We start from the raw sequence: 17,612 nt of genomic DNA, 5'->3' as shown, positions 1-17,612 counted from the left end.
CAGGCGGCGGAAGCTGTGCATGGCCGATCAGGCCTTGTTGTCGTCGACTTCCGAGAACTCGGCGTCGACCACGTCGTCGTCACCGGCCGGCGCCCCATCGTGACCGGCACCGCCCGGCGACCCTTGCGCGGCCTGCTCCTTCTCGTAGATCGCCTGGCCCATCTTCATGGCCTTCTCTGTGAGCGCCTGGGTCTTGGCGGTCATCGCCTCGGTATCGCCGCTCTCGATCGCGGCCTTGGCCTCGGCGATGGCGGCTTCGATTTCGGCCTTCAGCGAAGGCTCGATCTTGTCGCCGTTCTCCTCAAGCTGGCGCTCGGTGGCATGGACCAGGCTGTCGGCGTTGTTGCGCGCCTCGGCCCCTTCGCGCCGCTTCTTGTCTTCCTCGGCGAACTGCTCGGCATCGCGCACCATCTGGTCGATGTCGGCGTCGGAAAGCCCGCCCGAGGCCTGGATGCGGATCTGCTGTTCCTTGCCGGTGCCCTTGTCCTTGGCCGAGACGTTGACGATGCCGTTGGCGTCGATGTCGAAGGTCACCTCGATCTGCGGCACGCCGCGCCGGGCGGGCGGAATGCCCAGCAGGTCGAACTGGCCCAGCAGCTTGTTGTCCTGCGCCATCTCGCGCTCGCCCTGGAACACGCGGATCGTCACCGCCTGCTGGTTGTCCTCGGCGGTGGAGTAGATCTGGCTCTTCTTGGTCGGGATCGTGGTATTGCGGTCGATCATCTTGGTCATGATCCCCCCCAGCGTCTCGATCCCCAGCGACAGCGGGGTGACATCGAGCAGCAGCACGTCCTTGACGTCGCCCTGGAGCACGCCGGCCTGGATCGCGGCGCCCATGGCGACGACTTCATCCGGGTTCACGCCGGTATGGGGTTCCTTGCCGAAGAACTCCTTCACCGCCTCGCGCACCTTGGGCATCCGGGTCATGCCGCCGACCAGCACGACCTCGTCGATGTCGCTGGCCTTCATGCCGGCATCGGCCAGGGCCTTCTGGCACGGCGCGATGGTGCGCTTGATGAGGTCGCCAACCATCTTTTCAAGGTCGGACCGGGTGATCGTTTCCACCAGGTGCAGCGGGGTGGTGCTGCCGCCTTCCATGCGGGCGGTGATGAACGGCAGGTTGATCTCGGTGGTCTGCGCGCTGGACAGCTCGATCTTGGCCTTCTCGGCGGCTTCCTTGAGCCGCTGGAGCGCCAGCTTGTCGGTGCGAAGGTCCATGCCCTCCTTCTTGCGGAACTGCTCGGCCAGGTATTCGACCACCTGGGTGTCGAAGTCCTCGCCGCCAAGGAAGGTGTCGCCGTTGGTGCTCTTCACCTCGAACACGCCGTCGCCGATCTCGAGGATGGACACGTCGAAGGTGCCGCCGCCAAGGTCGTAGACCGCGATGGTCTTGCCGTCGTTCTTTTCCAGGCCATAGGCCAGCGCGGCCGCGGTCGGCTCGTTGATGATCCGCAGCACTTCAAGGCCGGCGATCTGGCCGGCGTCCTTGGTCGCCTGGCGCTGGGCGTCGTTGAAGTAGGCCGGAACCGTGATGACAGCCTGGGTCACCGTCTCGCCAAGGTAGCTCTCGGCGGTTTCCTTCATCTTCTGGAGCGTGAAGGCGGAAATCTGGCTCGGGCTGTAGTCCTGCCCGCCGGCCTGGACCCAGGCATCGCCGTTCTTGCCCTTGACGATGTGGTAGGGGACCAGCTCGGTGTCCTTCTGGGTCACCGGATCGTCATAGCGGCGGCCGATCAGGCGCTTGACCGCGAAAATCGTGTTGTCGCCGTTGGTCACCGCCTGGCGCTTGGCCGGCTGACCGATCAGGCGCTCGCCGTCCTTGGTGAAGGCGACGATCGAAGGCGTGGTGCGCGCGCCTTCCGAATTCTCGATAACCTTGGGCTTCCCGCCGTCCATCACGGCAACGCAGCTGTTGGTGGTGCCGAGGTCAATACCGATGACTTTACCCATTATACCCCATTCCTCAGGTCGAATGTTGACACCGCGCGCAAGGCCTCCCCTATCGGGCAAGGCCGCTCGGCGGCTCTGTGACTGGCGGCGATATAGGTGCGCTTTCGCTTGGCACAAGAGCGCGCGCGCACTAGTTCGACGAGCGCACGCGCCCGAACCCGCAAGCGATCCTGAAAGGCTCACCGATGAACCGGTTTTCGCGACTTTCCCCGCTGCTGCTGCTGGCCGCTGTGGCGGCCTGCGGCTCCAACAGCCCCGAAACGGCACAGCCCGGCGAAGCGGCCACGGCGGCCGCCCCGGAAACGAAGCCGGGCCTTGCGCTTACCGGCGGCCGCCTTGTCCTGCCCGCCGTCAGCGGCAATCCGGGCGCGGCCTATTTCACGCTCGCCAACGGGTCCGCCAAGCCCGTCACCATCGCCGCGGTCGATGTCGCGGGGGCCGGCATGGTCATGCTGCACGAAACGAAACAGGTCGGCGGCCACTCCGAAATGGGCGCCCTGGCCGATCCCACCGCGGGGCCGGGCGAAACCCTCGCCTTCGCGCCCGGCGGCAAGCACGTCATGGTCATGGACCTGCCCGCCGGCCTCAAGCCCGGCGGCACGGTGGAGCTGACCCTGACCTTCGCCGATGGCGACAAGCTCTCCGCCCCGCTGACGATCGAAAGCCCGGGCGGCCAGTGAACCGCGAGGCCTGCCTGCTCCCCGCAGGAGGCGACCGCCCGCTGACCCGGGGCGAGGCGGACCTGGTGCGCGAGGTCTTCGGGCAGGCGGTCGATCCCGCCCCGGTGCGCCTGCGCCGCCGCCGCTGGTTTCCCTTCCAGCCGCGCGGAACGGTCATGGCGCCTTGCGGCCATGTCCATTTCCACCCGCAAGGACCGCACTACAGCGACGATTTCGCCGCAGAAGGCCCGGCCTTGCGCGGCCTGTTCGTCCACGAGATGGTCCACGTGTGGCAGGCGCAAACGCGCGGCCGGCTATGGCTCCCGCTGATGCGCCACCCCTTCTGCCGCTATGACTACACTGTGAAACCGGGCTGGCCGCTGGTGCGCTATGGCATCGAACAGCAGGCCGAGATCGTGCGCCACTGGTATCTGGCAATATCTGGAACGCCGGCGCGCGGGGCTCCGCCACTGGAGGCGCTGCAAACGGTCGTGCCGTTTACGAACAGTTGAGCTTTGGCGAATATTTTCCGGGCCATGGCAAGTCCCTCGCCGGAAAATTCCCTTCACCTGTGGCGCAGTCGCGCCATCGATGCCTTCGCCAGTGCCGAAGCGTCGATCGATCTGCTGCTGCGAAAGGCAAATCTGCCCTCGAAGGGCGACCTGCTGAGCGCAAGAATTGAGCGCCTGCGCAAAGCCAAACCGTCCGCCGGTTGGCCGGAAGAGCGCAAGAACAAGCTCAATCAGATCCTCGTCGAACTGGCCGCGCTGTTGCCGCTTCGCAACGACATTGTTCACGCGCCCATGATCGTGAGAACGGACAGAGATCAGGCCATTGCATGCTTCGCCAATCCGACTTTGCAGTGCGAATTTTCGCGCTTCACACGCGAAGTACCAGCACCACGCCTCCAAGCCTTGGCGGGAAAGGCAAGCTATCTCGCCAAGGCACTGGAAGCCGTCTGATCAGCAGCGCACCTCGTATTCGCGCCCATCGCGCGAAACGCGGTAGCAGCGCCCGTCCTTCTTGATCAGCGAACCCACCGCCGCGCCGGCCGCCGCGCCAACCACCGCGCCGGTCCCGCCGCCCACCAGCGCTCCGCCCAGCCCGCCAACCGCGGCGCCTTCCACGCCGTAATTGCTCGCACAGCCGCTCAGCGCCAGGGCGCCGGCAGCTGCCATGGGAATGAAATACCGTGAAACCATGATCCGTTCTCCATTGCCCTGTTCGCTGAGGAAATGAGCAATGACGCGGGCCAGTTCCCGCCTGCGGCCCCCACTTGAACGAGGCCCTCCCTCACTTCGTCATTGCGAGGAGCGAAGCGACGAAGCAATCCAGAGCCATGCAGCGCGAATTCCAGCCCGCAGTCTACATCATGGCCAACCGGCGCAACGGCACGATCTACGTGGGCGTCACGTCAAACCTGCGCCAGCGGGCATGGCAGCATCGGGAGGGCGCGCTGGACGGCTTCACGAAGGAATTTGGCTGCAAGCTGCTGGTCTGGTTCGAGCTTCACGCCACGATGGAGCACGCCATCCTGCGCGAAAAGCAGCTCAAGGGCGGGTCGCGCAAACGCAAGCTGGCGCTGATCGAAGCGGGGAACCCGACCTGGCGCGACCTGTTCGCAGACATCTGCTCCTGATTCGCGCTGGAACTCGCCGAGCTTTCCATCGTCATTGCGAGGAGGCAAAGCCGACGAAGCAATCCAGGGCGGCGCGAACCGACCCTGGATTGCTTCGCTACGCTCGCAATGACGAAGATGGATGTGCGAGACAGGGCCCGTGCCCCGCCCCCGATCAGTCCGGCTTTTTGGCCACCGCCACCATCGCCGGCCGCAGCAGGCGGTCGCGGATCATGTAGCCGGCCTGCAATTCCTGGAGCACGGTGCCCGGCTCGGCATCGGCCGAGGGAATTTCCAGCATGGCCTGGTGCTGGTTGGGATCGAGCGGCAGGCCCATGGCGGCGATCCGGCTGATGCCGTGGCTGGCGAAAACCTTGTCGATCTCGCGGCCCGTGGCCTCGATCCCGGCCACGAGGTTCCTGAACCGGTCATCCTCGCGCAGGTCGGCCGGGATCGAACCGAGCGCGCGCGCCAGGTTGTCCGAAACCGACAGCACGTCGCGGGCAAAGGCCGTGGCGGCATAGGCCCGGCTGTCGGCTACTTCCTTTTCCATCCGTCGGCGCAGGTTCTGGGTTTCGGCCTTGGCGTAGAGCGTTTCCTGCCGCGAGGCTTCCAGTTCCTCGCGCAGCGCGTCCAGCTCGGCGCCCGAGCCGAGGCCGATGGTTTCCTCGGCCATCTCGGCCCCGCCGAGGTCGAGCACGTTCTCGTTTTCCGCGCCCCCGTTGGCTTCGGCACCATTGGCTTCGTCAACGCCAGAGGCTTGTGCGGTCGTCTCTTCGATCATGATTTCTATGTGTTCCAGCTTATCCGATGAGCTTGCCCATGGCCCCCATGTTGCTGAGGGCCTGCGCGGTGAAGTCCACCATGGGGACGAGCCGCGCATAATTCAATCGAGTCGGACCGATAACCCCCACCACGCCAACCACCCGGCCCTCGCGGTCGCGATAGGGCGAGGCGATCACCGCCGAACCCGAAAGCGCGAACAGCCGGTTTTCCGCGCCGATGAAGATCCGCGTCGCCTCGGCCTCGCGCGCCGCGTCGAGCAGGGCGGCCACCGACTGCTTGTTTTCCAGGTCGTCGAGCAGCGAACGCACCCGTTCCAGGTCGCCCAGCGCGGTCTCGTCGAGCAGGTTGGCCTGGCCGCGCACGATCAGCACCGGCCGCGCCTGGGCATCCTCGCTCCACACCGCCAGCCCGCGCTCCACCAGGTCGCGGCTGGCCGCATCCAGCGCGCTGCGCCCCGCCCCGATCTCCTCACCGATCGCCACGATCGCCTCGCCCAGAGTCCGCCCGGAAAGCCGCGCGGTCAGGTAGTTCGAGGCCTGCTGGAGGCTCGTGGCCGGGGTGCCCGGCGGCAGCGGGATCACCCGGTTCTCGATCCCGCCATCCTCGCTCACCAGCACCGCGAGAGCCTGGCCGGCGCCCAGCGGCACCAGCTGCAACTGCGAAAGCCGCGCTTCCCGGCGCGGCACCATGACCACGCCGGCCGCCGCCGAAAGCTCCGAAAGCACCGCGCTGGTCGCCGCCAGCGCCTGCTCGATCGGTCCCGGCTCGGCCAGCCGCCGCTCGATCGCCGCGCGCTCGTCGGCGGTCGGCTCGGCCACCTGCATCATGCCGTCCACGAACAGGCGCAGGCCCACGTCGGTCGGCATCCGCCCGGCGCTGGTATGGGGCGAGGCCAGCAGGCCCAGGCTTTCCAGGTCGTGCAGGACCGAACGGATCGAGGCCGGCGAAAGGTTGACCGTCGCCGCGCCCGCCAGCGCCTTGGAGCCGACCGGCTGGCCCGACGCGAGATAGCCCTCCACCACGAGACGGAAGATCTCGCGGGCGCGGGAATTGAGTTCGCTGATCGGAAGGCTGGCCATCATTTCTGTGCCCCAATGTAAGCCTCGCTCTTGCAGCCTCAAGCCCGAACCGCCAAACGCCCCCCAGCTTTGATCACCAGACTAAGGAATTCCCATGCGTCCCTCCGGTCGTGCCCCCGATGAAATGCGTGCCCTTTCGTTCGAGCCCCACTTCACCAAGCACGCCGAAGGCTCGGTGCTGGTGTCCTTCGGGCACACCAAGGTGATCTGCACCGCCTCGGTGGAAGAACGCGTGCCGCCGTTCCTGCGCGGCAAGGGCGAAGGCTGGGTCACGGCCGAATATTCGATGCTCCCGCGCGCCACCCACACCCGCGGCAGCCGCGAGGCGGCCAAGGGCAAGCAGTCGGGCCGCACCCAGGAAATCCAGCGCCTCATCGGCCGATCCCTGCGCGCCGTGGTCGATTTCAAGAAGCTGGGCGAACGTCAGATCACCCTGGACTGCGACGTGATCCAGGCCGATGGCGGCACCCGCACCGCCGCGATCTCGGGCGCCTGGGTGGCCCTGCGTATCGCGATCGACAAGCTGATGGCCGCCGGCCAGATCAAGGAAGATCCGCTCACCGCCCGCGTCGCCGCCGTTTCCTGTGGCATCTTCAAGGGCACCCCGGTCCTCGATCTCGATTATGACGAAGACAGCGCGGCCGATGCCGATGCCAATTTCGTCCTGATCGAAGGCGGCAAGATCGCCGAAGTCCAGGCCACGGCCGAAGGCGCGACCTACGACGAGGAAGGCCTCCTGCGCCTCCTGCGCCTCGCCCGGATCGGCTGCGACAACATCTTCGCGGCGCAAGCCACGGCGGCCGGGCGGTAAACCAACGCCGCGCATGAGGCTTCGCCAAGCTCAGCCTGAGCGGACCTGCTTTTTCACAAGTCCCGCTCGGCCTGAGCCTGTCGAAGGCCCACAGCACAACGCCCGAACCATCGGAAACGGCAAATGCCCAAGCTCACCGGCCAACTCGTCATCGCCACCCACAACGCGGGCAAGCTGCGCGAAATCTCGGCGCTGCTCGCCCCCCATGGCGTGGAATGCCTGTCCGCCGGCGATCTCGGCCTGCCGGAACCGGCCGAAACCGGCACCACTTTCGTCGAAAACGCCCTGATCAAGGCCCACGCCGCCGCCAGGGCCGCGAACCTTCCGGCCCTGGCCGACGATTCGGGCCTCTGCGTCCACGCGCTGGGCGGCCGCCCCGGCGTCTACACGGCGGACTGGGCCGAGCGGCAATGGTTCGAGGGCGAGAAGGGCCGCGACTGGTACATGGCCATGGGCAAGGTCGAAGGCCTGCTGTGCGAAATCGGCCCCAAGGTCGATCGTTCGGCCCACTTCGCCTGCGTCCTTGCCCTCGCCTGGCCCGATGGGGGCGAGGCCGTCCACGAAGGCACGGTGCAGGGCAGCCTCACCTGGCCACCGCGTGGGCAGCGCGGCTTCGGCTACGACCCGGTGTTCATCGCCAAGGGCATGGCCGAAACCTTCGCCGAGATCGATCCTGAGGAAAAACACCGCATCAGCCACCGCGCCGATGCCTTCGCCAAGCTGGTCGCCGCCCAGTTCGGCGGCTAGAAGGCCGCGATGACCACCGCAGCCGACCTGCGCCAGCGCGGCGATGCGGCCTTCCGGGCCGGGCGGCTGGGCGAAGCCATCGCGCTGCTGCGCCAGGCCAGCGCTCGCGATCCCGCCGATCCGCGCACCCAGGCGGTGCTGGGCCAAGCGCTCATCCGCGGCGGGCTGCTCCACGAAGGCTGCGCCATCCTCGCCACGGGCGCCGCCGCCCTGCTTGCCGCGAGTGCCGATTTCGCGCCGGTCCTTGCTTTGGCCGCCCTGCTCCAGCAATCGGGCGATCCGGCGCGCGCCCTGCCGCTGGCCGAAGCCGTTCTCGCCCGCCGCCCGGATGACGGCCAGGCTTTGGCCCTTGTCGCCACCACCTGTGCCCAGCTCGGCCACGGCGCCCGGGCGCGCGAGGCCGTGGCCCGGGCCTGCCGCCTCAGCCCCGCCGATCCGGCCCTGTCGGTCCTCGCCGCCTCCATCGCCAGCGACTTCGGCAATCCCGCCTTGGCCCGTGAAAGCCTCGCCGCCCTGCTCGCCGGCCCGCTCCCCCCGCGCGAAGCCTATCGCGCCAGCAAGGAACTGGCCCGCGCGGCTGACCGGCTGGGCGATTGGCCCGCCGTCTTCCCCGCGCTTGAACAGAGCGCAAGGTTCGCCGCCCACCTGCCCGAAGCCGCCGCGCTCGATCCCGGGCGCATCGCCCGCATCCTGGCGGCCGACAGCGCCGCGCTCGATCCCGCCATGCTGCGCCGCTGGCGGGATGACGGCCCGGCCGATGCCGCCACCACCCCGGTGTTCATCACCGGCTTCCTGCGCTCGGGCACCACCCTGCTCCAGGAAGTGTTCGGCGCCCATCCTGGCACCTGCGTGGCCGATGAAGCCCCGCTGATCGCCCTCCTCGCCGCCGAGTTCGAGCGCCGCTTTCCCGGCGCCGACAGCCGCGTGGCCCGGCTCGATCGCCTCGCCCCCGCCGACCGCGCGGCCCTACGCGCCTATTACCGCGCCGCCGCCGCCGCCCGCCTCGGCCCCGAGGCCGCCACCCGGCGCGTGGTCGACAAGTTCGCGCTCAACGTGATCGACCTGCCGCTGATCCTGCGCCTGTTTCCCGAAAGCGCGGTGCTGTTCATGGTCCGCGATCCGCGCGATGCCTGCCTTTCCGCGCTGCTCCAGGTCATGGTCCTCACCCCGGCCACGCTCAACCTGGTCGAGCCAGCTGGCGCAGCCGCCTTCCACGCGCTCATCTGCGGCCACTGGCGCCAGTGGCGCGATGCGGCGGCGGGCGCCCCCCTGGCCGAAGTGCGCTACGAAAGCCTCGTCAGCGATTTCGAACCCACCGTGCGCGCCGCCCTGGCCGTGACCGGGATTGATTGGCACCCGGCCATGCCCGCCTTCCACAAGGGCGCATCGGGCCGCTACATTGCCAGCCCCAGCCGGCTCCAGGTGGCCCAGCCCCTCGGCAACAGCGCGGTCGGCCGGTGGCGTCACCATGCCGCCGACTTTGCGCCGCTCATGCCCCATCTGGCGCCATCGCTCGAAGCGTGGGATTACCCTGAGGCATGAGCGCCCGCGCCCTCTATATCCACTGGCCGTTCTGCCTGAAGAAGTGCCCCTATTGCGACTTCAACAGCCATGTCCGCGATGGGGTCGACATCGCCCTGTGGCGCGAAAGCCTGCTGGCCGACCTGCGCCACGAGGCCGCGCTGACCGCCGGAAACCCTCTGGAATCGGTGTTCTTCGGCGGCGGCACTCCGTCCTTGATGCCGCCCGCGCTGGTCGAAAGCCTGCTGGCCGAGGCCGAACGCCTATGGGGCTTCGCGCCCGGCATCGAGATCACGCTCGAAGCCAATCCGTCCTCGGTCGAAGCCGAAAAGTTTGCCGATCTCGCCCGCGCCGGGGTCAACCGCGTGTCCCTCGGCCTGCAAGCGCTCGACGATGTGGCCCTCGGCTTCCTTGGCCGCCTCCACAACGTGGCCGAAAGCCTCAAGGCGCTGGCCACCGCGCAAGCCCATTTCGGCCGCGTCACCTTCGACCTGATCTACGCCCGGCCCGATCACACCCCCGAAGCCTGGGCCGCCGAGCTCGCCCGCGCCCTCGCCTTCGGCACCGGCCACCTCTCGCTCTACCAGCTCACCATCGAACCCGGCACGCGCTTCGCCACCATGGTCCGGCAAGGAGCCTTCACCCCGCTCGACGACGATCTCGCCGCAGACCTGTTCGCCCTCACCCGCGCAATGACTGCCAGCGCCGGCCTCCCCGCCTACGAGATCAGCAACCACGCCCGCCCGGGCGAGGAAAGCCGCCACAACCTCGCCTACTGGCGCTACCACGATTATGTCGGCGTCGGCCCCGGCGCCCATGGCCGGCGCGGCGGCATGGCCACGGTCCGCCACCGCAAGCCGGAGAACTGGCTCGAGGCCATTGCCAACACGGGCCACGGCCTCTCGGAAGAGCGCCCGCTCGGACGGTCGGAACAGGCCAGCGAAGCCCTCCTGATGGGCCTGCGCCTTGCCGAAGGGATCGACCTTGCGATGCTCTCCGCGCGCTTCGGCCTTGCCGAAACGGAGCTGGTCGATTGCAAGGGCGTTGCAATGTCGTTGCAGCAAGGCCTCGTCTGGCGGGACGGCAGCCGCATTGGGGTGACCGAAGCCGGGATGCCGGTGCTCGATGCCGTGCTGGGCGAAGTGGTCGCCGCCGGCCTGCTCGCTGCATGACCGGCTCGCTCCACACCCGCGCCGACCTGCTCGAAGCCTGGCATTCGCACCTTGCCCAGGGCCGCCGCCGCTCCCCCCACACCGTGCGCGCCTATGTCGCCACCGCCGCCCGCCTGCTCGATGCCCTGCAATTGCAGGACTGGCCGGCCATCGCCCGGCTGGATGCGGCCGATCTCAGGCGCCAGCTCGCCGCGCGCCGCGCCGATGGCCTCGGCAATGTTTCGGCCGCCCGCGAACTGTCTGCACTGAAAGCCTTTCTGGCCTTCGCCCGTGATCAGTCGGGCCAGCCCAACCCGGCCCCGCCTCGCCTGCGCGGCCCCCGGATCAAGAAGGGACTGCCCCGCCCGGTCACTCCGGACGAAGCGGTTCACCTGATGGAAACGGTCAGCGATCTCGCCTCGGACGACTGGATCGGCGCCCGCAACCGCGCGGTTCTGCTCCTGCTCTACGGCGCGGGCCTGCGGATCGCCGAAGCCCTGTCGCTCACCGCCGCCGCCCTGCCGCTGGGCGAGACGCTGGTGGTCACCGGCAAGGGCGGCAAGCAGCGCATGGTGCCCCTGCTCCCGATCGTGCGCGCCGGGGTTGCCGACTATGTTGGCAAGTGCCCGTGGCCGCTGGAAAAAACCGCGCCGCTGTTTCGCGGCGCCAAGGGTGGTCCGCTGTCGCAAGGGCTGGTCCAGAAGGCGATGGCCCGGGCGCGCATCGTGCTGGGCCTGCCCGCCACGGCCACGCCCCACGCCCTGCGCCACTCCTTCGCCACCCACCTGCTGGGCGCCGGGGCCGACCTCAGGAGCCTGCAGGAACTGCTCGGCCACGCCAGCCTCGGCTCGACCCAGATCTACACCAGGGTCGATGCCGCCACCCTGCTCGATGTCTACCGCAGCGCCCATCCGCGCGAACAATAGCCAGCTATTCCCGCGGCTTCCAGGTGATGACGCGCCACAGATACCAGGCCACGAACAGGCCGGTCAGCCCCGCCATGGCCCAGCCCAGCGCGCTGCCGAACCCGGCCAAATAGCGCGCCACCAGACGGCCGCCGTGGATCAGCAGGGTGTTCCACACCGCCGCCCCGGCGAAAGTAAAGACCAGGAACCGCCAGTGCTTCATGTGGGCAAGGCCGGCAGGGAGCGAGATCATCGTTCGCATGAAGGGGGAAAAGCGCATGGCGAAGACCACCCACTGGCCATGCCGGCGGAAGAAGGCCGTGGCTTGTTCCACGTCGTGCCATTCCATCGTCAGCCAGCGCCCCCAGCGGACGACGAAGGGGTGCAAGCGGGCATAGCCGAAGCGGTCGCCCAGCAGGAACCAGCAGTAGTTCCCGAAGGTGGAACCCACCGTGCCGACCAGAAGCAAGGGCCAGAAGGTCATCGAGCCGCGCGCCACGGCCACCCCGCCCAGCCCCATGATCAGCTCGGAGGGGATCGGCGGAAAGATGTTCTCCAGCGCCATCAGGGCCAGGATGCCCCAATAGCCGCCGGCCTCGATCAGGCGGATGATCCAGTCATTCATGGGCGTTCAAACGCATCCTTCGCCAAAGATCCTCCCCGTTTTCGTCCGAAGGACGCAAATGGGGAGGTGGCAGTCGCCGCAGGCGGCTGACGGAGGGGCATGGTCCCGGCCCCTCCCCCACCCGCTACGCGGGCGGTCCCCCTCCCCATTTGTGCCTCCGGCAAAAACAGGGAGGACCTGTTTATCCCCGCAGCATGGCGGCGTGGCGGGCCTCGATCGCGTCCCAGATCAGGCCGCCGGTATCGGTGCCGTTGAAGCGGTCGATCGCGACGATCCCGGTCGGGCTGGTGACGTTGATCTCGGTCAGCCATTCGCCGCCGATCACGTCGATCCCGACGAAGACCAGCCCCCTTTCCTTGAGCACCGGCCCCATGGCGGCGCAGATTTCCTCCTCGCGCGCGGTGAGCGTGGTGGCTTCCGCCGAACCGCCGACCGCAAGGTTCGAGCGGAATTCGCCCGCGCCGGGCCGCCGGTTGATGGCGCCGGCCACTTCGCCATCGACCAGCACGATCCGCTTGTCGCCCCTGGCCACGCCGGGGAGGAAGGGCTGGACCATGAACGGCTCCACCCAGGCATTGTGGAACATCTCGATGAGCGCGCCGAGGTTGCTGCCATCGGCCGGAATGCGGAACACCGCCTTGCCGCCATTGCCATGGAGCGGCTTGATCACCAGGTCGCCACCCATGTCCTTGGCGATCATCCGCGCCTGGAATTCCTTCACGTCCTCGATCCGCCGGGCCACGAGGGTCGGCGGCATGAACCGCGCGAAATCGAGCACCATGACCTTTTCCGGCGCATTGCGGACCGAGGCCGGATCGTTGACCACCAGCGTGGTCCCCGCCAGCCGTTCGAGGATATGGGTGCCGGTGATGTAGCCCAGGTCGAACGGCGGATCCTGGCGCATCAGAACCACGTCGATATCGGCGCCAAGATCGAGCTTGCGATAATCGCCCCGCTGGAAATGATCGCCAACCACGCGTTGCACGGTGACCGGCGCGGCCCAGCAGGTGATCCGGCCCATATCGTAGGCCAGGCTCGCCACGTCGTAGTGCCACAGCTCATGCCCGCGGGCCTGGGCGGCCAGCATCAGGTAGAAACTGGAATCGCCGGCGATATTGATCGTTTCCAGCGGGTCCATCTGGACCGCGACGCGCAGGGTCATGGGCAGGCCTTCGTGGGGTGTCTCGACTTCGCTCGACACGAACGGGTGTGAATTGTCCGTCCTCCTAGCCGGTCGCATCGCGCGAAGTCGAGATGCGTTCGCGCAAGGTCAGCCCAGCGAGGCGTTGGCGATGTGGCGCGGCCAGCGGCCCGGCGCAAGCAGGATCGCATCGATGCGGATATCCTCGCCGGCGTGGGCGAAGCGGGGAACCAGCGCCTCGGCCGCCGCCCTCACCCGCGCCAGCCGCCTGGCATCCAGCGCAAGGGCCAGGTCCGCTTCGGTGCGCCGCCATTTCACTTCCACGAAGGCCACGGTCCGCCCGCGCCGGGCGACAAGGTCAATCTCGCCGCGCGGGGTCTTCACCCGCCGCGCCACGATCCGCCAGCCCTTGAACCGCAGATACCAGGCCGCCAAGGTCTCGCCCTTGCGGCCACGCTGCTCGGCCTCGCGCCGCCTCACTTCAGCTCCAGCGCCCGCGCATAGAGCGCCTTGCGATCCAGCCCGGTGGCCTTGGCCACCTGCGCCGCCGCCTGGCTGGGCTTGTCGGTCGCCAGAGCCGCCAGCAGCATGGCATCGACATCGGCTTCAGCGGGCGGCCCAGCCTCGCCCGGCGGGCCGATCATCAGCACGATTTCGCCCTTCGCCGGATGGGCCGCATAGTGCGCCGCCAGGTCCGCCGCGCTGCCACTGCGGCATTCCTCGAATTTCTTGGTCAGCTCGCGCGCCACGGCCAACTCGCGGCCCGGCAAACCCTCGCCGATCGCGGCCAGGCTGTCGAGCAGGCGGGGCGCGGTCTCGTAGAACACCAGCGTCGCCTTCACCCCGCCCAGTTCCGCCAGCACCTCGCGCCGGGCCTTGTCCTTGCTGGGGAGGAAGCCGGCGAACAGGAACCGGTCGCTCGGCAGGCCGGCGAGCGTGAGCGCCACCACCGCCGCGCTCGGCCCGGGCAGGCTGGTGACGGCAATGCCCCGTTCGCGCGCGGCGCGCACCAGGCGGTAGCCCGGATCGGAGATCAGCGGCGTGCCCGCATCGCTCACCAGCGCCAGCGGCTGCTCGCTGGCGATCTGCAAAAGATGATCGCGGGTCGCCTCGCTGGCGTGATCGTCGTAGCGGATCATCCGCGCACTGATATCGAGGTGATGCAACAGCTTGCCGGTCACCCGCGTATCCTCGCAGGCTATCGCAGCCACGCCACGGAGTATCCCTGTGGCTCGCGGGGTGATATCCCCCAAGTTGCCAATGGGCGTGGCGACAATATAGAGCCCTGGCTCGAGCGGCGTGGTCATGATGGCGTCAATGAACCGGATCAAGGGGAGCTTGCAAGCGATGATCGGCCAAAATTCCGGGCTTTCCCGCCTTGCCCCTCGGTTCGATCGGCGCACGGCGGCGGCCCTGCTGGCCGCCACGCTGATGGCCGGCTGCGCCGCCGTCCCGCAAAAGCCTGCCGGAACCGCGCCCGCGCCCGAGCAACCCAGCGCCGCCGCGCTCCCGGCCGACCAGCAGCGCCACCGCGTGGCCCTGCTGGTGCCCTTGTCCGGTCCCAATGCCGCCGTGGGCCAGAGCCTTGCCAATGCAACGACAATGGCCCTGCTCGATACCAATGCCGAAAGCCTGCGGATCACAACCTACGATACCGCCGCCGGCCCCTCGGCCGCGGCCAACCGCGCGATTGCCGATGGCAACAAGCTGATCCTCGGGCCGCTGATGGGCGATGAAGTCGCCGCCGTTGCCCAGGTCGCCCGGCCGGCGCGGGTGCCGATCATTTCGTTCTCCAACGATGCCTCGGTGGCCGCGCCCGGCGCCTTCGTCATGGGCAGCCTGCCCGGCCAGTCGATCGCGCGCACGGTCCGCTATGCCCGCGCTCACGGCGCCAACCGCTTTGCCGCGCTGATTCCCGAAGGCGAATATGGCCAGCGCGCCGAGGCCGCCTTCAAGGCCGCCGTGGTCGAGGCCGGCGGCGCGATTGCCGGGATCGAAAGCTATGCCCGCACCAACACCTCGGTGATCAGCGCCGCCCGCCGGCTGAAGGTGCGCGGCGGGTTCGATGCGGTGCTGCTGGCCGATGGCGGGCGCATCGCCGGCCTGGCCGCGCCGGCCCTGCGCGGCGGCAAGCCCCCGGTGCGCCTGCTCGGCACCGAATTGTGGAGCGGCGACGGCGCGGTGCCGGCCAGCCCGGCGCTGTCCGGCGCGCTCTATGCCGCCGTGTCCGACGGGCGCTTCCGCCAGTTCGCCGAAAGCTACAAGACCCGCTTCGGCGCCCAGCCCTACCGCATCGCCACTCTGGGCTACGATGCCGTGCTGCTCACCCTGCGCGTGGCGCGCGACTGGAAGCCGGGCGCGGTGTTCCCGATGGCCCGGATCGGCGATCGCGGCGGATTCCTCGGCCTGGATGGCGCGTTCCGCTTCGCCGAGGCCGGCACGGTCCAGCGCGCCTTCGAGGTGAACGAGGTGCGCGCCGGCGGGGTTACCGTGGTCAGCCCGGCCCCGGCGCGGTTCCAGGACTGAAGGCGCCCGCCCCCAACCCTGACGATAACCCCCGCGCCCCGCTTGCGCGGGGAATCCCCCGCTCCCATAACCCGACCCATGTCCGACGATCTCTTCGACAAGCTCCCCGCCGCCGGTTCCGAGGCCTATGACGGCTCCGCCATCGAAGTGCTCGAAGGGCTGGAGCCGGTGCGCCGCCGCCCGGGGATGTATATCGGCGGGACCGACGAGCGCGCGCTTCACCACCTTGCCGCCGAAGTGCTCGACAATGCGATGGACGAGGCCGTGGCCGGCCATGCCAACCGGATCGAGGTCACGCTGGAGGAGGAACCCGGCAGCCCTGGGCGCCTGACCATCGCCGACAATGGCCGAGGCATCCCGGTTGACGAACACCCCAAGTTCCCCGGCAAGTCCGCGCTCGAGGTGATCCTCACCACGCTGCATTCGGGCGGCAAGTTTTCGGGCAAGGCCTATGCCACCAGCGGCGGCCTCCATGGCGTCGGCGTCTCGGTGGTCAACGCGCTGTCCACCCTCACCCGCATCGAGGTGGCCCGCAACAAGGAGCTCTACGCGCAGGAATTCTCGCGCGGGGTGCCCACCGGGCCATTGCGGAAGGTGGGCAATGCCCCCAACCGGCGCGGCACCCAGGTCACCTTCGTTCCCGATGTCGAGATCTTCGGCGCGGAGGCGAAGTTCAAGCCCGCCCGCCTGTTCCGCCTTGTGCGCTCGAAGGCCTATCTGTTTGCCGGCGTGGAAATCCGCTGGAAGTGCGCGCCCGCGCTGGCCAGCGAGGACGTGCCGGCCGAAGCCACCTTCCAGTTCCCGGGAGGCCTCGCCGATCACCTTGCCGAACAGATCGGCACCCGCGAATGCGTCACCACCCAGTTCTTCAAGGGCAGCCAGGATTTTCCGCCAAATCAACAAGGCGAGGGGGAACAGGGCCGGGTCGAATGGGCGATCGCCTGGCCGCTGTGGTCGGATGGCGCCTATTCCTACTACTGCAACACCATCCCCACCCCCGATGGCGGCACTCACGAACAGGGTCTGCGCGCCGCGCTCACCAAGGGCATCCGCGCCTTTGGCGAGCTGACCGGCCAGAAGAAGGCCAAGGACATCGCCCCCGAAGATGTGATCACCGGCAGCGAGGTCATGCTCTCGGTCTTCGTGCGCGATCCCCAGTTCCAGAGCCAGACCAAGGACCGCCTCACCAGCCCGGAAGCCGCCCGCATGGTCGAGAACGCGGTGCGCGATCACTTCGACCATTTCCTGACCGACAACATGGAGCGCGGGCGCGCCCTGCTCGGCCACGTGATGGAGCGGATGGACGAGCGGCTGCGGCGGAAAGCCGAGCGCGAGGTCAAGCGCAAGACCGCGACCAACGCCCGCAAGCTGCGCCTGCCCGGCAAGCTCACCGATTGTTCGGGCGAAGGCAGCGGCGAGACAGAGCTGTTCATCGTCGAAGGCGACAGCGCCGGCGGCAGCGCCAAGATGGCGCGCGATCGCAAGACCCAGGCGATCCTGCCGATCCGCGGCAAGATCCTCAACGTCGCCTCGGCCTCGGCCGACAAGATCCGCGGCAACAGCGAAATCGCCGACCTGCTGCTGGCGCTGGGCTGCGGCAGCCGGAAGGACTGCAACCCCGACAACCTGCGCTACGACCGCATCGTCATCATGACCGACGCCGACGTGGATGGCGCCCACATCGCCACCCTGCTGATGACCTTCTTCTTCCAGGAAATGCCCGAGGTCGTCCGGCGCGGCCACCTTTACCTTGCCCAGCCGCCGCTCTACCGGCTCACCGCCGGCAGCCAGTCGGCCTATGCCCGCGACGAACTGCACCGCGCCGAGCTGGAAGCGACGAAGTTCAAGGGCAAGAAGGTGGAAGTCTCGCGCTTCAAGGGTCTGGGCGAGATGAACCCGCAGCAATTGCGCGAAACCACCATGTCGCCGGCCTCGCGCGGCCTGCTGCGGATCACGCTCCCCGAAGCCCACGAACAGCGCTTCGCCGTGAAGGACCTGGTCGACCGCCTGATGGGCCGCGACCCGGCCCAACGCTTCATGTTCATCCAGAACCGCGCGGGCGAGGTGGACCGGGAAATGATCGACGCCTGAAG

Annotated in this window: 19 protein-coding genes; 11 read left to right on the top strand and 8 right to left on the bottom strand. The window is 68.4% G+C overall.

Translation table 11 applies throughout. The features are described from left to right. Positions 1-27: 27 nt before the first annotated feature. Positions 28-1,950, bottom strand: coding sequence for a molecular chaperone DnaK (gene dnaK / locus ACFOD9_RS09300; protein ID WP_379509805.1), 1,923 nt, complete (start codon positions 1,948-1,950; stop codon positions 28-30). A gap of 185 nt (positions 1,951-2,135) precedes the next feature. Here dnaK and ACFOD9_RS09295 point away from each other — a divergent pair, with 185 nt between their 5' ends. From ACFOD9_RS09295 to ACFOD9_RS09285, 3 genes are read left to right on the top strand one after another with little or no spacing between them, the layout of a single operon-like run. Beyond that, the gene (locus ACFOD9_RS09295; RefSeq protein ID WP_379509804.1) at positions 2,136-2,630 is read left to right on the top strand and encodes a copper chaperone PCu(A)C; all 495 of its coding nucleotides are present in this window, start codon (positions 2,136-2,138) and stop codon (positions 2,628-2,630) included. Next, on the top strand, positions 2,627-3,121 hold the full coding sequence (locus ACFOD9_RS09290) for a vgr related protein (protein ID WP_379509803.1): 495 nt from the start codon (positions 2,627-2,629) through the stop codon (positions 3,119-3,121). Before ACFOD9_RS09295 ends, ACFOD9_RS09290 begins: the two co-directional genes overlap by 4 nt. Before the next feature lie 24 nt (positions 3,122-3,145). Then, positions 3,146-3,571, top strand: coding sequence for a hypothetical protein (locus ACFOD9_RS09285; RefSeq protein ID WP_379509802.1), 426 nt, complete (start codon positions 3,146-3,148; stop codon positions 3,569-3,571). Here the strand turns inward: ACFOD9_RS09285 and ACFOD9_RS09280 are convergent, their stop codons facing one another. Beyond that, complete coding sequence (locus ACFOD9_RS09280; protein ID WP_379509801.1) at positions 3,572-3,787, bottom strand: hypothetical protein; 216 nt, start codon at positions 3,785-3,787, stop codon at positions 3,572-3,574. It lies immediately after the preceding gene. Between the two features lie 161 nt (positions 3,788-3,948). On the opposite strand from ACFOD9_RS09280, the gene ACFOD9_RS09275 reads away from it, so the two are divergent. Continuing rightward, on the top strand, positions 3,949-4,248 hold the full coding sequence (locus ACFOD9_RS09275; protein ID WP_379509800.1) for a GIY-YIG nuclease family protein: 300 nt from the start codon (positions 3,949-3,951) through the stop codon (positions 4,246-4,248). Between the two features lie 154 nt (positions 4,249-4,402). Here the strand turns inward: ACFOD9_RS09275 and ACFOD9_RS09270 are convergent, their stop codons facing one another. Then, positions 4,403-4,903, bottom strand: a complete 501-nt coding sequence (locus tag ACFOD9_RS09270) for a nucleotide exchange factor GrpE (protein ID WP_379509974.1) — start codon at positions 4,901-4,903, stop codon at positions 4,403-4,405. Between the two features lie 127 nt (positions 4,904-5,030). After that, entirely contained in the window at positions 5,031-6,092 is a 1,062-nt protein-coding gene (hrcA, locus tag ACFOD9_RS09265) for a heat-inducible transcriptional repressor HrcA (protein ID WP_379509799.1), read from the bottom strand. Between the two features lie 94 nt (positions 6,093-6,186). Between hrcA and rph the strand changes: the two genes are divergently transcribed. The 5 genes from rph (at position 6,187) to ACFOD9_RS09240 (ending at position 11,248) form a co-directional block, all read left to right on the top strand. Continuing rightward, a complete protein-coding gene (gene rph / locus ACFOD9_RS09260) occupies positions 6,187-6,903 on the top strand; it encodes a ribonuclease PH (protein WP_379509798.1) in 717 nt (238 codons plus the stop codon). A 123-nt stretch (positions 6,904-7,026) separates the two neighbouring features. Continuing rightward, positions 7,027-7,650, top strand: coding sequence for an RdgB/HAM1 family non-canonical purine NTP pyrophosphatase (gene rdgB, locus ACFOD9_RS09255; RefSeq protein WP_379509797.1), 624 nt, complete (start codon positions 7,027-7,029; stop codon positions 7,648-7,650). A gap of 9 nt (positions 7,651-7,659) precedes the next feature. Beyond that, on the top strand, positions 7,660-9,192 hold the full coding sequence (locus ACFOD9_RS09250; protein WP_379509796.1) for a sulfotransferase: 1,533 nt from the start codon (positions 7,660-7,662) through the stop codon (positions 9,190-9,192). After that, entirely contained in the window at positions 9,189-10,343 is a 1,155-nt protein-coding gene (gene hemW, locus ACFOD9_RS09245; protein WP_379509795.1) for a radical SAM family heme chaperone HemW, read from the top strand. Before ACFOD9_RS09250 ends, hemW begins: the two co-directional genes overlap by 4 nt. Then, on the top strand, positions 10,340-11,248 hold the full coding sequence (locus tag ACFOD9_RS09240) for a tyrosine recombinase XerC (protein WP_379509794.1): 909 nt from the start codon (positions 10,340-10,342) through the stop codon (positions 11,246-11,248). Before hemW ends, ACFOD9_RS09240 begins: the two co-directional genes overlap by 4 nt. Before the next feature lie 4 nt (positions 11,249-11,252). On the opposite strand, the gene ACFOD9_RS09235 is transcribed toward ACFOD9_RS09240, so the two are convergent. The 4 genes from ACFOD9_RS09235 to rsmI form a co-directional block, all read right to left on the bottom strand. After that, the gene (locus ACFOD9_RS09235) at positions 11,253-11,852 is read right to left on the bottom strand and encodes a DedA family protein (RefSeq protein WP_379509793.1); all 600 of its coding nucleotides are present in this window, start codon (positions 11,850-11,852) and stop codon (positions 11,253-11,255) included. 181 nt (positions 11,853-12,033) lie between these two features. Further along, a complete protein-coding gene (gene gshB, locus ACFOD9_RS09230; RefSeq protein ID WP_379509973.1) occupies positions 12,034-13,014 on the bottom strand; it encodes a glutathione synthase in 981 nt (326 codons plus the stop codon). Positions 13,015-13,122: 108 nt separating this feature from the next. After that, the gene (locus tag ACFOD9_RS09225) at positions 13,123-13,473 is read right to left on the bottom strand and encodes a YraN family protein (RefSeq protein ID WP_379509792.1); all 351 of its coding nucleotides are present in this window, start codon (positions 13,471-13,473) and stop codon (positions 13,123-13,125) included. Beyond that, positions 13,470-14,300 carry a 16S rRNA (cytidine(1402)-2'-O)-methyltransferase gene (gene rsmI, locus ACFOD9_RS09220; RefSeq protein ID WP_379509791.1) on the bottom strand — a complete coding sequence of 277 codons (831 nt, stop codon included), beginning with the start codon at positions 14,298-14,300 and terminating at the stop codon, positions 13,470-13,472. Before rsmI ends, ACFOD9_RS09225 begins: the two co-directional genes overlap by 4 nt. A 40-nt stretch (positions 14,301-14,340) precedes the next feature. Between rsmI and ACFOD9_RS09215 the strand changes: the two genes are divergently transcribed. Both ACFOD9_RS09215 and ACFOD9_RS09210 read left to right on the top strand, forming a co-directional pair. Continuing rightward, positions 14,341-15,519 (top strand): penicillin-binding protein activator, encoded by a 1,179-nt coding sequence (locus ACFOD9_RS09215; RefSeq protein ID WP_379509790.1) that lies wholly within the window; start codon positions 14,341-14,343, stop codon positions 15,517-15,519. A 78-nt stretch (positions 15,520-15,597) separates the two neighbouring features. Beyond that, positions 15,598-17,610: a DNA topoisomerase IV subunit B gene (locus ACFOD9_RS09210; protein WP_379509789.1), complete on the top strand. Its 2,013-nt coding sequence runs from the start codon at positions 15,598-15,600 to the stop codon at positions 17,608-17,610. Positions 17,611-17,612: the final 2 nt, after the last annotated feature.

The sequence above is a fragment of the Novosphingobium bradum genome, assembly GCF_042646485.1.
In the GTDB taxonomy this organism is placed as follows: domain Bacteria; phylum Pseudomonadota; class Alphaproteobacteria; order Sphingomonadales; family Sphingomonadaceae; genus Novosphingobium; species Novosphingobium bradum.
The sequence above is the reverse complement of the archived record's forward strand: the minus strand, read 5'-3'. Positions and strand labels throughout refer to the sequence as shown.

Bases quoted from the DNA above. Each gene is read 5' to 3' on its own strand.
- ACFOD9_RS09235 (WP_379509793.1), bottom strand. From the start codon at position 11,852: ATGAATGACTGGATCATCCGCCTGATCGAGGCCGGCGGCTATTGGGGC.
- ACFOD9_RS09275 (WP_379509800.1), top strand. From the start codon at position 3,949: ATGCAGCGCGAATTCCAGCCCGCAGTCTACATCATGGCCAACCGGCGC.
- gshB (WP_379509973.1), bottom strand. From the start codon at position 13,014: ATGACCCTGCGCGTCGCGGTCCAGATGGACCCGCTGGAAACGATCAAT.
- ACFOD9_RS09295 (WP_379509804.1), top strand. From the start codon at position 2,136: ATGAACCGGTTTTCGCGACTTTCCCCGCTGCTGCTGCTGGCCGCTGTG.
- hemW (WP_379509795.1), top strand. From the start codon at position 9,189: ATGAGCGCCCGCGCCCTCTATATCCACTGGCCGTTCTGCCTGAAGAAG.
- rsmI (WP_379509791.1), bottom strand. From the start codon at position 14,300: ATGACCACGCCGCTCGAGCCAGGGCTCTATATTGTCGCCACGCCCATT.
- dnaK (WP_379509805.1), bottom strand. From the start codon at position 1,950: ATGGGTAAAGTCATCGGTATTGACCTCGGCACCACCAACAGCTGCGTT.
- ACFOD9_RS09280 (WP_379509801.1), bottom strand. From the start codon at position 3,787: ATGGCAGCTGCCGGCGCCCTGGCGCTGAGCGGCTGTGCGAGCAATTAC.
- ACFOD9_RS09285 (WP_379509802.1), top strand. From the start codon at position 3,146: ATGGCAAGTCCCTCGCCGGAAAATTCCCTTCACCTGTGGCGCAGTCGC.
- ACFOD9_RS09250 (WP_379509796.1), top strand. From the start codon at position 7,660: ATGACCACCGCAGCCGACCTGCGCCAGCGCGGCGATGCGGCCTTCCGG.
- ACFOD9_RS09210 (WP_379509789.1), top strand. From the start codon at position 15,598: ATGTCCGACGATCTCTTCGACAAGCTCCCCGCCGCCGGTTCCGAGGCC.
- hrcA (WP_379509799.1), bottom strand. From the start codon at position 6,092: ATGGCCAGCCTTCCGATCAGCGAACTCAATTCCCGCGCCCGCGAGATC.
- ACFOD9_RS09240 (WP_379509794.1), top strand. From the start codon at position 10,340: ATGACCGGCTCGCTCCACACCCGCGCCGACCTGCTCGAAGCCTGGCAT.
- ACFOD9_RS09270 (WP_379509974.1), bottom strand. From the start codon at position 4,903: ATGGCCGAGGAAACCATCGGCCTCGGCTCGGGCGCCGAGCTGGACGCG.
- ACFOD9_RS09215 (WP_379509790.1), top strand. From the start codon at position 14,341: ATGATCGGCCAAAATTCCGGGCTTTCCCGCCTTGCCCCTCGGTTCGAT.
- rdgB (WP_379509797.1), top strand. From the start codon at position 7,027: ATGCCCAAGCTCACCGGCCAACTCGTCATCGCCACCCACAACGCGGGC.
- rph (WP_379509798.1), top strand. From the start codon at position 6,187: ATGCGTCCCTCCGGTCGTGCCCCCGATGAAATGCGTGCCCTTTCGTTC.